Below are 15498 nucleotides of genomic sequence, written 5' to 3' on the forward strand. Positions count from 1 at the left end.
GAGCTGTCACCCGGACGGACAAGCCCGGGGCGGCTACTTCACGACCGACAGCGGCAGAAGCTTCTTGCCGGTCGGTCCGATCTGGATGCTGGTGTCCATCTGCGGGCAGACGCCGCAGTCGAAGCACGGGGTCCAGCGGCAGTCCTCGACCTCGGTCTCGTCGAGCGAGTCCTGCCAGTCCTCCCAGAGCCAGTCCTTGTCGAGACCGGAGTCCAGGTGGTCCCAGGGCAGGACCTCCTCGTAGGTCCGCTCACGGGTGGTGTACCAGTCGACGTCCACGCCGTACCCGGGCAGTGTCTTCTCGGCGGCGGTCATCCAGCGGTCGTAGCTGAAGTGCTCGCGCCAGCCGTCGAAGCGGCCGCCGGACTCGTAGACCGCGCGGATGACGGAGCCGATACGGCGGTCGCCGCGCGAGAGCAGGCCCTCGACGATGCCGGGCTTGCCGTCGTGGTAGCGGAAGCCGATGGAGCGGCCGTACTTCTTGTCGCCGCGGATCTTGTCACGGAGCTTGGCCAGCCGGGCGTCGGTCTCCTCGGCGCCGAGCTGCGGGGCCCACTGGAAGGGCGTGTGCGGCTTGGGCACGAAGCCGCCGATGGAGACGGTGCAGCGGATGTCGTTCTGGCCGGAGACCTCGCGGCCCTTGGCGATGACGTTGACCGCCATGTCGCCGATCTGCAGGACGTCCTCGTCGGTCTCGGTGGGCAGACCGCACATGAAGTACAGCTTCACCTGGCGCCAGCCGTTGCCGTACGCGGTGGCGACGGTCCGGATGAGGTCCTCCTCCGAGACCATCTTGTTGATGACCTTGCGCATGCGCTCGGAGCCGCCCTCGGGGGCGAAGGTGAGACCGGAGCGGCGGCCGTTGCGGGTCAGCTCGTTGGCCAGGTCCACATTGAACGCGTCGACGCGGGTGGAGGGCAGCGAGAGGCCGATCTTGTCCTCGGTGTACCGGTCGGCGAGGCCCTTGGCGATCTCGCCGATCTCGGTGTGGTCCGCGGAGGAGAGCGAGAGCAGACCGACCTCTTCGAAGCCGGTCGCCTTGAGACCCTTCTCGACCATTTCGCCGATGCCGGTGATGCTTCGCTCCCGCACGGGACGCGTGATCATGCCGGCCTGGCAGAAACGGCAGCCGCGGGTGCAGCCGCGGAAGATCTCGACGGACATCCGCTCGTGGACGGTCTCGGCGAGGGGCACGAGAGGCTGCTTCGGGTACGGCCACTCGTCGAGGTCCATCACGGTGTGCTTGGACACGCGCCACGGCACGCCCGACTTGTTCGGCACGACGCGGCCGATGCGGCCGTCCGGGAGGTACTCGACGTCGTAGAACCGCGGTACGTAGACGCCACCGGTCCTGGCGAGGCGGAACAGCACCTCTTCGCGGCCGCCGGGGCGGCCCTCGGCCTTCCAGGCGCGGACGATCTCGGTGATCTCCAGGACGGCCTGCTCGCCGTCGCCGATGACCGCGCAGTCGATGAACTCCGCGATCGGCTCGGGGTTGAACGCGGCGTGGCCGCCGGCCAGCACGATCGGGTCGTCGACGGTGCGGTCCTTGGCGTCCAGCGGGATGCCCGCGAGATCCAGGGCCGTGAGCATGTTGGTGTAGCCCAGCTCGGTGGAGAAGCTCAGCCCGAAGACGTCGAACGCCTTGACCGGGCGGTGGCTGTCCACGGTGAACTGCGGGACCTTGTGCTCACGCATCAGCTCTTCGAGGTCCGGCCACACGCTGTACGTGCGCTCGGCGAGGACGCCCTGGCGCTCGTTGAGCACCTCGTACAGGATCATGACGCCCTGGTTGGGGAGTCCGACCTCGTACGCGTCCGGGTACATCAGCGCCCAGCGGACGTCGCATTCGTCCCACGGCTTGACGGTGGAGTTCAGCTCACCGCCGACGTACTGGATGGGCTTCTGCACATGCGGGAGCAGAGCTTCGAGCTGTGGGAAGACCGAATCGACAGACATCGCGAACTTTCGAGAGCCGGCAAGGGTGACCATCCAGCGTACCCCGGTGCTCAGCCTCCCAGCGCCGCCCGCACTCGCGGCCGCGACGCCCACTCCCACACCTGCGGCAGCTCCCGCTCCCGGGCCGCGGCCGCCGCCTCCTCCCGCCCGTACAGCAGCCCCCAGGTGAACGCCGGCTCCCCCGCCGCGTGCGCCTGGACGGCCAGGGTGCGCAGGGCGTCGCGGGCCACCACGCTGTCCTGGTGGTCGCCGAGGAGGGTCTGCACGGCCTTCATCCGTCCGGCGATCCGCTTGGCCGGCTTCCCGAGCGCGGGCCGGGCCGCCTCCGCCGCGTAACGGGCGCGCTTGGCGGCCTTGCGGGCGTCGTGCAGGGCGAGGTCCCGGTCGTGGCCGGGCGGGAGCTCCAGGGCGTGGCCGACACGGGTCGCGAGGCGCCCGTACTCCTTCAGTACGGCGCGGGGCAGCGCCTGCCCGGGGGCGCGGGACGCGTCGGGCAGCAGCGGCGGGGCGGTGAGCAGGGCGTCGAGGCTCTCCAGGAGTGCCAGGTACCGCTTCCCGTCGAGTACGGCGACGGTCCGGCGCCGGGAACCGCCCCGGCGGGCCACCGACCAGATCCGCAGCCGGCTGCGCACGGGGCCGAGGATCAGGGTGCGGGGCAGGCCGGCGAGGCCGGAGCGCAGCCGGGCGTCGAGAACCTCCTGGTCGCGGTCGATCCCGAGCTCGGCGGCCAGCCACTTCAGCTCGTCGCCCACCGGGTCGGTGACGCTCCGGTCGAGGATCTTCCGGTACGACCGCAACACGCTGCGCAGTCTGCGGGTGGCGACCCGCATCTGGTGCACGGAGTCGGGGAGATCACGGCGTACGGCGGGGTCGAGGGCGACGATCGCCTCGGTCTGGCGACGGATGTACGCGAGGACGTGGTCGCCCGCGGTGGGTTGCGGGGTCTTCCCGCGCACGGCCTTCCCGTCCACGGCCCTGTCCTGCTTCCGCTTCCGCTTCCGCTTCCGTTCCGGCGCGGTCTCGGCAAGTGCCCTGGCCAGCTTGGACGGCGATGCGGAGGGGCGGACACCGGCCTTGCGTAGCCGCCGTTCGACGGCGTCGAGGAAGGCGGGGTCACCGTCGTCGGCGAGTTCGACCTCGATCTCGGTCCAGGCGGCCGTGCCGCTGCCGCCCGTCAGCCGTTCGGCCCGCACCTTGTCGACGCTGACCTCTGCGAGCAGCGCGCCCTCGGCATCGACCAGGTGATGGACGTCACGGGCGGTGCGCAGCCGTACGACGGGGACCAGTTCGCTCCTGCGGACCCGGGAGCGGAGCAGACCGGCGAAGGAGCGCGGCAGGGTGTCGGAGAGCGGTTCCTGGAACTCGTCCCGGATGCCGGAGGCGACCGGGAATTTGAGGTGCCAGCCGGCGTCGCTCCCGCCGGTGCGGCGGCGCAGGGTGAGGGAGCCGGCCACGAGCCGGAGGTCCTCGGTGTCGTAGTAGACGGCGTCCAGTTCGCTGACGCCCCGGTGGACGACGGCCGAGACCCCGGCCACCCGGCTCAGGTCGGGGAGCCGGGTCTCCGCGGTGGCTTCGTACTTCCGCTCGATCTCACGCTTCGAGTCCGCCATGAACCGAATCTAGACGTGTTGTACGCGGATGGGCAGTGGTCCCGCACCCGCGCAGGCACTTCCGCACCGGTCTCAGGCACTTATCGGCCGCTGCACCCTGATCGACTGGAGCAGTCCGACAGCCACCCAGACGGCGAACATCGAGGACCCTCCGTACGAGACGAACGGCAGCGGAAGCCCGGCGACCGGCATGATGCCCAGCGTCATCCCGATGTTCTCGAACGCCTGGAAGGCGAACCAGGCGATGATTCCGGCGGCGACGATCGTGCCGTACAGCTCGGTCGTCTCGCGGGCGATCCGGCAGGCGCGCCACAGGATGACGCCGAGCAGGACGAGGATCAGCCCGGCGCCGAGGAAGCCGAGCTCCTCGCCCGCGACGGTGAAGACGAAGTCGGTCTGCTGCTCGGGGACGAACTGGCCGGTGGTCTGGGTGCCCTGGAAGAGGCCCGTTCCGGTGAGGCCGCCGGAGCCGATCGCGATGCGTGCCTGGTTGGTGTTGTAGCCGACGCCCGCCGGGTCGAGCGCGGGGTTGGCGAAGGCGGCGAAGCGGGCGATCTGGTAGTCGTCGAGCAGGCCGAGCTGCCAGATGGCGACGGCGCCGGCCGTACCCGCGCCGAGGAGGCCGAAGACCCAGCGGTTCGAAGCGCCGGAGGCGAGGAGCACGCCGAGCACGATGACGGCCATGACCATCACGGAGCCGAGGTCCGGCATTCCCATGACGACGGCCATCGGAACGGCCGCCAGGCCGAGGGCCTTGGCGACGGTCCGGTGGTCGGGGTGGAGCTGGTCGCCCGCGTCGACACGCTCGGCGAGCAGCATCGCCATGATCAGGATGATGGTGATCTTGGTGAACTCGGAAGGCTGGAGCGAGAAGCCGCCGCCGATGATGATCCAGGCGTGCGCACCGTTGACGGTGGCGCCGAGCGGGGTGAGGACCGCCAGTACGAGGAGCACCGAGAGGCCGTAGAGGATCGGGACGGCGCCGCGCAGGGTGCGGTGGCCGAGCCAGATCGTGCCGACCATCAGGGCGAAGCCGATGCCGGTGTTGAGGGCGTGCCGGAGGAGGAAGTAGTACGGGTCGCCGTGGGTGAGCGAGTCACGGCCACGGGTCGCCGAGTAGACCAGCAGCGAGCCGATGAAGGAGAGCGCGATCGCTGAGCCGAGCAGCGGCCAGTCGAGTTTGCGTACGAAGGAGTCGCGGGCGATGAGCTTGCCCCAGGCGGAGCGCTCGGGGGCGTACCGGGAGACGGAGAAGCCGGCCATCAGTCGCGCCTCCCCAGGATCGCTGCGAGGGTCTGCTCCTCGGGGGTCTTCTGCGAGTCCGGGTCGTACGGCTTGATCTCCGGGGCCTCGATCGAGCCGTCGTGCTGGATCTTCGGCAGGGACTTCTGCGGGGTGGGCAGCAGTGCCTTCTTGAGGTCCTGCTTGCCGGATGAGTCGAGTCCGTAGATCGCGTCGTAGATTTTGCGCACGGCGGGCCCGGAGGCGCCGGAGCCCGTACCACCCTGGGAGATCGTCATGACGACCGAGTAGTCCTTGGTGTACGTGGTGAACCACGAGGTCGTCTGCTTGCCGTAGACCTCGGCCGTACCCGTCTTGGCGTGCATCGGGATCTTGTCCTGCGGCCAGCCGCCGAATCGCCAGGCGGCCGTACCGCGGGTCGCGACTCCCGCGAGGGCTTCGTCGATCTTGTCGCGCGTGGCCTTGGTGAACGGCAGCTTGCCGTGCGACTTCGGCTTGATCTCCTGGGCGTGCTTGCCGTCGGGGCTGATGATCGCCTTGCCGACGGTGGGGTTGTACAGGGTGCCGCCGTTGGAGATCGCGGCGTAGATCGTGGCCATCTGGATCGGCGTGACGAGGGTGTCGCCCTGGCCGATGGCGTAGTTGATGGAGTCGCCCTCGCGCATGATGTTGCCCTCGAGGCAGTTCTCGTACGCGATCTTCTCGACGTACGTGCCGTCCTTCTTGCCCTGCTTGCACCAGCCGTCCTTGTTGGCCTTGTAGTAGTCCTTCTTCCACTGGCGGTCGGGGATGCGGCCGCTGACCTCGTTGGGCAGGTCGATGCCGGTCTCCTTGGCGAGGCCGAACTGGTGGGCGGTCTTGTAGAACCAGTCCTTCGGTTTCTTCTTGGGCTTGATGCCGCCGTCCTTCTTCCACTGGTTGTCGGCCAGCCCGTAGAAGACGGTGTCGCAGGAGACCTCCAGGGCGCGGCCCAGGGAGATCGGGCCGAAGTTCTCCGACTCGAAGTTCTTGAAGACCTGGCCGCCTACCGAGTACGAGCTGGTGCACGGGTAGTGCCCGTCGAAGGCGTAGCCGGCCTGGACCGCGGCGGTCGTGGAGATCACCTTGAAGGTGGAGCCGGGTGCGGACTGGCCCTGAATGGCCCGGTTCAGCAGCGGGAAGTTGGACTTCTTGCCGGTGAGCTTGGCGTAGTCCTTGCCGGAGATGCCGCCGACCCAGGCGTTGGGGTCGTAGTTCGGCAGGGAGGCCATCGCGACGACCCGGCCGGTCTTGGCCTCCATGACGACGACGGCGCCGGAGTCGGCCTTGTAGTTTTCGCCGGTGTTCTTGTCGAACTGGGTGCGGGCGACCTTCATCGCGTCGTTCAGCTCGTACTCGGCGACGGCCTGGACCCGGGCGTCGATGGAGGTGACGACGCTCGATCCGGGCTCCGCCTCGTCGTTCTTCGCCTGGCCGATGACCCGGCCGAGGTTGTCGACCTCGTAGCGGGTGACACCGGCCTTGCCGCGCAGTTCCTTGTCGTAGGTGCGCTCCAGGCCGGAGCGGCCGACCTGGTCGGAGCGCAGGTACGGCGAGTCGGTGTTTTGGGCCTTGGTGATCTCTTCGTCGGTGACGGGCGAGAGATAGCCGAGGACCTGGGCGGTGTTGGCCTTGCCGGGCGCGCCGTAACGGCGTACGGCGGTGGGCTCTGCGGTGATGCCGGGGAAGTCCTCGGCGCGTTCGCGGATCTGGAGGGCCTGCTGGGTGGTGGCCTCGTCGGTGACCGGGATCGGCTGGTACGGCGAACCGTTCCAGCAGGGCTGCGGGGTCTTCGAGTCGCAGAGCCGGACCTTGTCGGAGACGTCCTTCGGCTTCATGTCGAGAACATCGGCGAGCCGGGTCAGGACGCTCTTGCCGTCGTCCTTCATCTTCATCAGCTCGGTGCGGCTGGCGGAGACGACCAGGCGGGTCTCGTTGTCGGCGAGAGGCACGCCGCGCGCATCGAGGATGGAGCCGCGGACGGCGGGCTGGACGACCTGCTGGACGTGGTTGTTCTTCGCCTCGTCGCTGTACTCCTGGCCGTTGCGGATCTGGAGGTACCAGAGGCGCCCGCCGAGGGTGAGCAGCAGGGAGAAGACGAGGACCTGGATGACGACGAGACGGATCTGGACCCGTTGGGTCCGGCCGGTCTCGGGAATATTGCTCACGGGGCGCCCCCGGTGGTGGTCGGGCCGGAGGTACGGGTGGTGTCCCCGCTGTGGTGCGGCCTCACAGTCGCTTGACTCCCTTGATCCGTCCGGCGCGTGCCGCCCGGTTGCGGGCGGCCTTGACGCGCAGTCCGCCGCGCTGGCTGCCGATCCGCAGTCCGGTGCCGGAGGCCAGCCAGCCCGCGGCGACGTCACCGCCGCCGGAGGAGTCGGCGAGCGGGTCGTTCACCGTGCGTCTGGCGATCGCCATGATCAGGGGCACGACGAACGGCGCGAGGAGCAGGTCGTATACGGCGGCGGTGAACAGCAGGCTGCCGAGGCCCACATGACGGGCCGCCGTGTCCCCGACGAGCGCGCCGACGAGCGCGTACAGCAGGGTCGAGCCGATCGCCGCGGCGACGACCGCGACCATCGGGACGAAGGCCGACTTGAGCTGCCCGTTCTCCGGCTTGGCCAGTCCGGCGCAGTAGCCGATGACGCAGAGGACCAGTGCGTAGCGTCCGGCGGCGTGGTCGGCGGGCGGTGCCAGGTCGGCGAGGAGTCCCGCGCCGAAGCCGATGAGGGCGCCGCTGACATGCCCGTACACGAAGGCGAGTCCGAGGACGACGAGAAGCAGCAGGTCGGGCACGGCGCCGGGGAGTTGGAGGCGGGCGAGCACGGAGACCTGGACGACGAGGGCGACCACGACCAGGACGATGGAGAGCAGAGTCCGGTTCAAGCGCATGGGGATCAGCTCTACCTCTGCTCGTTTACCGCGTTGCCGGCGCTCGGTGTGGCGCCCGGACTGCCGCTCGGGTTCGGGCTTCCGCTGGGGTCCGGGCTCTCGTGGATGTTCCCGACGACATTGCCTTCGGTGTCGACGATGTCGCCGTTGGGCGAGATCGTGACGGTGATGGTCGGGGTGGGCTTGGGCTTGGCGGGCTTGGCGGGTGCCTTCGGCAGGACCATGTCGCGGGGGTCCTCGCGCGGGGCCTGCACGACGATGCCGACGATGTCGAGCTTGGTGAACCCGACGAACGGGCGGACATAGACGGTACGGGTCAGGCCGCCGCCGGACGGGTCGACGCGGACGACCTCGCCGACCGGGACGCCGGGCACGAACGGCTTGTTCCTGCTGGAGCCGAAGGTGACAAGACGGTCGCCCTTCTTCACCTTGGCCTTGCCGTTGAGGAACTGGACGGACAGCGGCTGGGAGCCCTGACCGGTGGCGAAGCCCAGTTCGTCGGTCTTCTCCATACGGGTACCGACGGTGAAGTCGGGGTCGTTGGCGAGGAGCACCGTGGCGGTGTCCGGGCCGACGGTGGTGACCCGGCCGACGAGACCGTCGCCGTTGATGACGGTCATGTCGCGCTTGATGCCGTCATTGGAGCCCGCGTCGATGGTGACCGTCCAGGAGAAGCCCTGGGCCGCTCCTATGGCGATGACCTCGGCGGCCTTGATGCCGTACTGTCCGGCGGCCGACTTCTTCAGCATCCGGTCCAGTTCGCGGACCCGGCTGCGGTTCTGGTCGTCGCTGCCGAGCTTCGTCTTGAGCGCGGCGTTCTGCTGCTCCAGCTCGGCGATCCGGTTGTGCCGTGCGCCGGAGTCGCGTACCGCCCCTATGGCGTTGCCCACCGGGTCGACGGCTGCCGCGACGCCGTTCTCAACCGGCCCGAAGGCCGTGGCGGCGGCCCGCCGGGCGCCGTCCACCGGCGACTCCTCGCCGCCGCGGATATCCACCGTGATCAGTGCGAATGCGATGGCGATCAGCAGCACCAGGAGCAGCCGGCTCTCTCGTGTGTCCCTCACGTGCGGCGGCCGTGCCTTCCTCGTCGGAATGTTCGTGCCTGTATATCAACGATCTGCTGTACGGAGCGGCAGTGGTCCGCACAGCAGACTGATGTGTTGTTTATCTGCGCGCCGGGCTTGCCGGCTACCTGCGGGGCTGGGCGTCCAGCACCTGCTGGAGTGCCTCGAACTCCTCGACGCACTTGCCGGACCCGAGCGCCACCGAGTCCAGCGGGTCCTCGGCGATGTGGATCGGCATGCCGGTCTCGCGGCGCAGCCGCTCGTCCAGTCCGCGCAGCAGCGCACCGCCGCCGGTGAGGACGATGCCGCGGTCCATGACGTCGCCGGACAGCTCCGGCGGGCACTTGTCGAGCGTGGTCTTCACCGCGTCGATGATCGCATTGACCGGCTCCTCGATGGCCTTGCGGACCTCGGCGGCCGAGACGACCACGGTCTTGGGCAGTCCGGAGACCAGGTCGCGGCCGCGGATCTCGGTGTGCTCCTCCTTGTCGATCTCGTACGCCGAACCGATCGTGATCTTGATCTGTTCGGCGGTGCGCTCACCGAGGAGGAGGGAGTACTCCTTCTTGATGTGCTGGATGATCGCGTTGTCCAGCTCGTCGCCGGCGACCCGGATCGACTGGGCAGTGACGATTCCGCCGAGCGAGATGACCGCGACCTCGGTGGTGCCACCGCCGATGTCGACGACCATGTTGCCGGTGGCCTCGTGGACCGGCAGCCCGGATCCGATGGCCGCCGCCATGGGCTCTTCGATGATGTGCACCTGGCGCGCGCCGGCCTGCGTCGATGCCTCGATGACGGCGCGTCGCTCGACTCCGGTGATGCCGGAGGGCACGCAGACCACGACCCGCGGGCGGGCCAGGTAGCGGCGCTTGTGGATCTTCAGGATGAAGTAGCGGAGCATCCGCTCGGTGATCTCGAAGTCGGCGATCACGCCGTCCCTCAGGGGCCGTACGGCAACGATGTTGCCCGGTGTACGCCCGATCATCTTCTTGGCCTCGGAGCCGACCGCCAGGATGCCGCCGGTGTTGGTGTTGATGGCCACGACGGACGGCTCGTTCAGAACGATGCCGCGCCCCCTGACGTACACCAGCGTGTTGGCAGTCCCGAGGTCGATAGCCATGTCACGGCCGATGAACGACATTGAGTTCCCCTTGTTCCCCATGAGGATGCGTCGGGCCTTCCAAGAAAGCGATGATGGCTTGTTCTGGTCGGCGAGGTGAGCGCTGCGGGCGTGGAAGATTCCATCGTAGTGCCGTATGCACGGACACCGCGCGAGGGTCCTTCGCCTTTGTGGGCGGAACGGGTGGCCGTTCCACTCATGGTGACGTTACGTCGGAGTGATGCGTTCCCGCGATCCGGAACCCTATGCCGAAGGGCGACCGAATTAATTCGGTCGCCCCAGGTCATGAGCGCTGTTCGGCTGATCCGGGGTCAGGAAAGTCCCGGGAAGAAAAGCTTCAGTTCTCGCTCCGCGGACTCCTCGGAGTCCGAGGCGTGGATGAGGTTCTCCCGGGTGATCGTTCCGAAGTCACCACGGATGGAGCCGGGCGCGGCGGCGATCGGGTCGGTGGGGCCGGCCAGCGCACGGATGCCCTCGATGACCCGCTCGCCCTCGGCGACCAGCGCGACGATCGGGCCGGACTGCATGAACTCGACGAGCGGCTCGTAGAACGGGCGGCCGACGTGCTCGGCGTAGTGCTGCTCCAGCGTGGCACGGTCGAGGGTACGCAGCTCCAGCGCGGTGATCCGCCAGCCGGCCTTGCGCTCGATCCGCCCGACGATCTCTCCGACGAGTCCGCGCCGGACGGCGTCGGGCTTGAGGAGAACGAGGGTGCGCTGAGTCATGGTGTGCGGCTCCTTGCAGGCATGCGGGTGCGGTGAAGCGAGGCTACAGGGGTACGGGGACGGGCCTGCGGCCGGGTTTGACAACGGGTGGCCGGATCAGCCACCGGCCGGGGCCTCGGCCGCCTCCTGCGCGGCCGCCCAGCGGGCCTTCACCTCGTCGATCTTGCGGCCGTAGTGCACCGAGGCCCACCACAGGCCGCCGAAGACCAGGCCGAGGATGAACATCATCGGGACGACGAAGCCGCTCAGCACCAGGGCGATCTGCAGCGCCCAGCCGAGCTGTATCCCACCGGGGCGGGTGATCATCCCGCAGAGCAGCACGGACAGCAGCATGCCGATGCCGCAGACCGTCCAGACCGTGGTGTTCGTCAGGTCGTCGGACTTCATCGCGACGAGTCCGGCGAAGCCGATCACGAAGAACTCGCCGATCAGCGTCGATGCACAGAGCGTACGCACGGGTCAGTGCCTTCCCAGGAGCAGTCGGGCCTCGCCGACCGTGATCACGGAACCGGTCACCAGGACGCCGGCGCCCGCATACTCGTCCTCCTCCTCGGCGAGGGTGATCGCCGCCTCCAGCGCGTCGTCGAGGCGCGGTTCGACCTGGACGCGGTCGTTGCCGAAGACCTCGACCGCGACGGCGGCCAGTTCATCGGCGTCCATCGCGCGGCCGCTGGAGTTCTGGGTGATGACGACCTCGGCGAAGATCGGCTCGAAGGCTTCGAGGAGCCCCTTGACGTCCTTGTCGCCGCTGGCGCCGACCACGCCGATCAGCCGGGAGAAGCCGAACGCCTCGGAGAGCCCGTCGGCGGTGGCGCGGGCGCCCGCCGGGTTGTGGGCCGCGTCCAGGACAACGGTCGGGCTGGAGCGGACCACTTCGAGGCGGCCCGGCGAGATCACCGAGGCGAAGGCCCGGCGGACCGTCTCGACGTCGAGTGCGCCGGGCTGCTCGGCGCCGATCCCGAAGAACGCCTCCACGGCGGAGAGCGCCACCGCCGCGTTGTGCGCCTGGTGGGCGCCGTACAGCGGGAGGAAGATCTCTGTGTACTCGCCGCCGAGGCCGCGCAGTGTCAGCTGCTGGCCGCCGACGGCGATCTCGCGGGAGACGACACCGAACTCCATGCCCTCGCGCGCGACCGTGGCATCGACCTCGACGGCCTTCTTCAGCATGACCTGGGCGGCGTCGACCGGCTGCTGAGCCAGGATGACCGTGGCACCCTGCTTGATGATCCCGGCCTTCTCACCGGCGATCTCGGCGGGCGTGTCGCCGAGCCGGTCGGTGTGGTCCAGTGAGATGGGGGTGACGACGGCGACCGAGCCGTCGATCACGTTCGTCGCGTCCCAGCTGCCGCCCATGCCGACCTCCACGACGGCGACATCGACCGGCGCGTCGGCGAACGCCGCGTACGCCATGCCCGTCAGCACCTCGAAGAAGGAGAGCCGGTACGGCTGCTGGGCGTCGACCATCTCCACGTACGGCTTGATGTCCTGGTACGTCTCGATGAACCGCTCGGGGTCCATCGCGGAGCCGTCCAGGCTGATCCGCTCGGTGATCGACTGGACGTGCGGCGAGGTGTAGCGGCCGGTGCGCAGATCGAAGGCGCCGAGCAGCGCCTCGATCATGCGGGCCGTGCTCGTCTTGCCGTTGGTCCCGGTGATGTGGATCGAGGGGTACGCGCGCTGGGGCTCGCCGAGCACATCCATCAGCGCGGCGATGCGCGCGACGGAAGGCTCCAGCTTGGTCTCGCCCCAGCGTCCGGCGAGCTCCTGCTCCACCGCGCGCAGCGCCTTGTCCACCTCGGGGTCGGACGGGCGGACGGGGACGTCCTGGCCCTGCGGCGGCCCCGAGCGGGCGCGCAGCGTACGGCTCCCGGCCTCGATCACCGCCAGGTCGGGGTCGCGCTGGGTCGCTTCGTCGACGATCTCCGCGAAGGTCTCGTCGGGATCGGAGGCGTCGTGCCGGTCGGAAGGGCGGGGCTCACTCACGGGGCCAGTCTACGGATCGGCACGGACATCGCGCGCAGCGCCCGGTGACGAGGGAGTCCTGACCGTGCGCGGGGAACGGCGAAGCCCCCGTACTCCCGGCAACGGGAGTACGGGGGCTTCGCTCTCAGCGGGTGATCAGCCCTGCGGCAGGTTCGCCAGCTGGTTGGTGATCCGCTCGATATCGGCCTCGGCCTTGGCGAGCCGGCCACGGATCTTGTCGACCACGTTGTCCGGGGCCTTGCCGAGGAACGCCTCGTTGGAGAGCTTGCCGTTGGCCTGGGCCTTCTCCTTCTCGGCGGCGCCCAGGTCCTTCGTCAGGCGCTTGCGCTCGGCCTCGACGTCGATCGTGCCGGACAGGTCGAGGGCGACCGTGGCCCCCGCAACCGGCAGCGACGCGGTGGCGTGGAAGCCGTCCCCGGCGGGCTGCAGGCGCAGCAGCTGGCGGATGGCCGCCTCGTGCGGGGCGAGCGCCGTGCCGGTCAGGGTGAGCTCGGCCGGGACCTTCTGGCCGGGCTGCAGGCCCTGGTCGGAGCGGAACCGGCGGACCTCGGTGACGACCTGCTGGACGAGCTCGATCTCCTGCTCGGCGGCGTCGTCGCGGAAGCCACTGTCGGCCGGCCAGTCGGCGATGACGAGGGACTCGCCACCGGTCAGGGTCGTCCACAGGGTGTCCGTGACGAACGGGACGATCGGGTGCAGCAGCCGCAGCATCACGTCGAGGACTTCGCCAAGGACCCGGCCGGAGACCTTGGCCTGCTCGCCGCCCGCGAAGAACGTGGTCTTGGACAGCTCGACGTACCAGTCGAAGACCTCGTCCCACGCGAAGTGGTAGAGCGCCTCGCTGAGTTTGGCGAACTGGAAGTCGTCGTACAGTGCGTCGACCTCGGCGACCGTCGCGTTGAGGCGCGACAGAACCCAGCGGTCGGTCGCGGACATCTGCTCGACGGGAGGCAGCGGGCCCTCGACAGTCGCGCCGTTCATCATCGCGAAGCGGGTCGCGTTCCAGATCTTGTTGGCGAAGTTACGGGATGCCTGGACCCAGTCCTCGCCGATCGGCACGTCCGCGCCCGGGTTGGCGCCCTTGGCGAGGGTGAAGCGGACGGCGTCCGAGCCGTAGTTGTCCATCCAGTCCAGCGGGTCGACCGCGTTCGGGTTGGACTTCGACATCTTCTTGCCGAACTCGTCACGGACAAGCCCGGTCAGAGAAACGGTCTTGAACGGAACCTCGCCGTCCATCGCGTACAGGCCGAACATCATCATCCGGACAACCCAGAAGAAGATGATGTCGTGCCCGGTGACCAGGACGTCTGTCGAATAGAACTTCTTGAGGTCCGGCGTCTTCTCCGGCCAGCCCAGCGTGGAAAACGGCCACAGACCGGACGAGAACCAGGTGTCGAGGACATCGGGGTCCTGGGTCCAGCCCTCACCGCTCGGCGGCTCCTCGTCCGGCCCGACGCAGACGACCTCGCCATCCGGCCCGTACCAGACGGGAATGCGGTGGCCCCACCACAACTGACGCGAGATGCACCAGTCGTTGAGGTTGTCCACCCAGTCGAAGTACCGCTTCTCCATGTCCTTCGGGTGGAGTTCGACACGCTCCTCACGGACCGCGTCACCCGCGGCCTTGGCGAGCGTCTCGACCTTGACCCACCACTGGAGCGACAGACGCGGCTCGACGGTCGTCTTACAGCGCGAGCAGTGGCCCACGGAATGGACGTACGGACGCTTCTCGGCGACAACGCGGCCCTGCTCGCGCAGGGCGGCAACAATTGCGGAGCGCGCCTCGAAGCGGTCGAGCCCCTGGAATGGGCCGTGGACCGTGATGACCCCACGCTCGTCCATGATCGTCATGGACTCCAGGTTGTGCCGCTGGCCGATAGCGAAGTCATTCGGGTCGTGGGCGGGCGTAACCTTCACGGCGCCGGTGCCGAATTCGGGGTCGACGTGGGTGTCGGCGACGACGGGGATGGTGCGGTCGGTGAGCGGCAGCTTGATCCGCTTGCCGATGAGGTGCGCGTACCGCTCGTCGTCGGGGTGCACCGCGACCGCAGTGTCGCCGAGCATCGTCTCGACCCGGGTAGTGGCGACGACGACGGTCTCGTCGCCCTCGCCGTACTTCAGCGAGACCAGCTCGCCGTCATCGTCCTGGTAGTCGACCTCGATGTCGGAGATCGCGGTCAGACAGCGCGGGCACCAGTTGATGATGCGCTCGGCCCGGTAGATCAGCTCGTCGTCGTACAGCTTCTTGAAGATGGTCTGGACGGCCTTGGACAGTCCCTCATCCATGGTGAACCGCTCACGGGACCAGTCGAGGCCGGCGCCGAGACGCTTCAGCTGGCCGAGAATCCGGCCACCGAATTCGTCCTTCCACTGCCAGACCCGCTCGGTGAACGCGTCGCGACCCAGGTCCTGGCGGGACTTACCCTCCTCGGCGAGCTGCTGCTCGACCTTGTTCTGGGTGGCGATTCCGGCGTGGTCCATCCCGGGCAGCCACAGCGTCTCGAAGCCCTGCATACGCTTACGTCGCGTGAGGGCGTCCATGAGCGTGACCTGGAAGGCATGCCCCAGGTGCAGTGCGCCAGTGACGTTCGGCGGCGGGATGACGATGGTGTACGGCGGCTTCTCGCTCTCCGCATCGGCAGTGAAGTAGCCCCGTTCTACCCAGCGCTCATACAGCTTCCCCTCTACCTCGGCCGGTGCGTACTGGGTCGGCAGTTCGGGGTTGCTGGCTGGCGTCTGCTGAGTGTTCTCGGTCACGGGGGACAGTTTAGGGCCGTCACAGTCGTGCACTGAAACCGGTTTGTTCAGTAACGGTGTGACTCCCGATGCTCCATGCCGGCAGACCGTCCGTCAGGATGTTCGGAACGCATAAGCATTCCGAA

At 68.6% G+C, this 15498-nt stretch carries 11 protein-coding genes; all 11 read right to left on the minus strand.

What is annotated here, in order from left to right:
• Positions 1-33: 33 nt before the first annotated feature.
• Complete coding sequence (locus tag ACGFU7_RS37135; RefSeq protein ID WP_393701995.1) at positions 34-1959, minus strand: TIGR03960 family B12-binding radical SAM protein; 1926 nt, start codon at positions 1957-1959, stop codon at positions 34-36.
• 50 nt (positions 1960-2009) lie between these two features.
• Positions 2010-3569 (minus strand): CHAD domain-containing protein, encoded by a 1560-nt coding sequence (locus ACGFU7_RS37140; RefSeq protein WP_393701997.1) that lies wholly within the window; start codon positions 3567-3569, stop codon positions 2010-2012.
• 72 nt (positions 3570-3641) lie between these two features.
• Positions 3642-4832: a rod shape-determining protein RodA gene (rodA, locus tag ACGFU7_RS37145; RefSeq protein WP_393701998.1), complete on the minus strand. Its 1191-nt coding sequence runs from the start codon at positions 4830-4832 to the stop codon at positions 3642-3644.
• A complete protein-coding gene (gene mrdA / locus ACGFU7_RS37150; protein WP_393701999.1) occupies positions 4832-6997 on the minus strand; it encodes a penicillin-binding protein 2 in 2166 nt (721 codons plus the stop codon). Before mrdA ends, rodA begins: the two co-directional genes overlap by 1 nt.
• A gap of 61 nt (positions 6998-7058) precedes the next feature.
• Positions 7059-7721, minus strand: a complete 663-nt coding sequence (mreD, locus tag ACGFU7_RS37155; RefSeq protein ID WP_393702000.1) for a rod shape-determining protein MreD — start codon at positions 7719-7721, stop codon at positions 7059-7061.
• 11 nt (positions 7722-7732) lie between these two features.
• Positions 7733-8785 carry a rod shape-determining protein MreC gene (mreC, locus tag ACGFU7_RS37160; protein WP_393702001.1) on the minus strand — a complete coding sequence of 351 codons (1053 nt, stop codon included), beginning with the start codon at positions 8783-8785 and terminating at the stop codon, positions 7733-7735.
• A 124-nt stretch (positions 8786-8909) separates the two neighbouring features.
• Positions 8910-9929: a rod shape-determining protein gene (locus ACGFU7_RS37165; protein WP_393702002.1), complete on the minus strand. Its 1020-nt coding sequence runs from the start codon at positions 9927-9929 to the stop codon at positions 8910-8912.
• A gap of 290 nt (positions 9930-10219) precedes the next feature.
• A complete protein-coding gene (ndk, locus tag ACGFU7_RS37170) occupies positions 10220-10633 on the minus strand; it encodes a nucleoside-diphosphate kinase (RefSeq protein ID WP_393702003.1) in 414 nt (137 codons plus the stop codon).
• A 96-nt stretch (positions 10634-10729) separates the two neighbouring features.
• A complete protein-coding gene (locus ACGFU7_RS37175) occupies positions 10730-11089 on the minus strand; it encodes a DUF4233 domain-containing protein (protein WP_393702004.1) in 360 nt (119 codons plus the stop codon).
• A 3-nt stretch (positions 11090-11092) separates the two neighbouring features.
• Positions 11093-12616, minus strand: coding sequence for a bifunctional folylpolyglutamate synthase/dihydrofolate synthase (locus ACGFU7_RS37180; RefSeq protein WP_393702006.1), 1524 nt, complete (start codon positions 12614-12616; stop codon positions 11093-11095).
• 135 nt (positions 12617-12751) lie between these two features.
• Positions 12752-15373 (minus strand): valine--tRNA ligase, encoded by a 2622-nt coding sequence (locus tag ACGFU7_RS37185; RefSeq protein WP_393702008.1) that lies wholly within the window; start codon positions 15371-15373, stop codon positions 12752-12754.
• Positions 15374-15498: the final 125 nt, after the last annotated feature.

Source organism: Streptomyces sp. NPDC048473, from assembly GCF_043200155.1.
Lineage (GTDB): Bacteria > Actinomycetota > Actinomycetes > Streptomycetales > Streptomycetaceae > Streptomyces.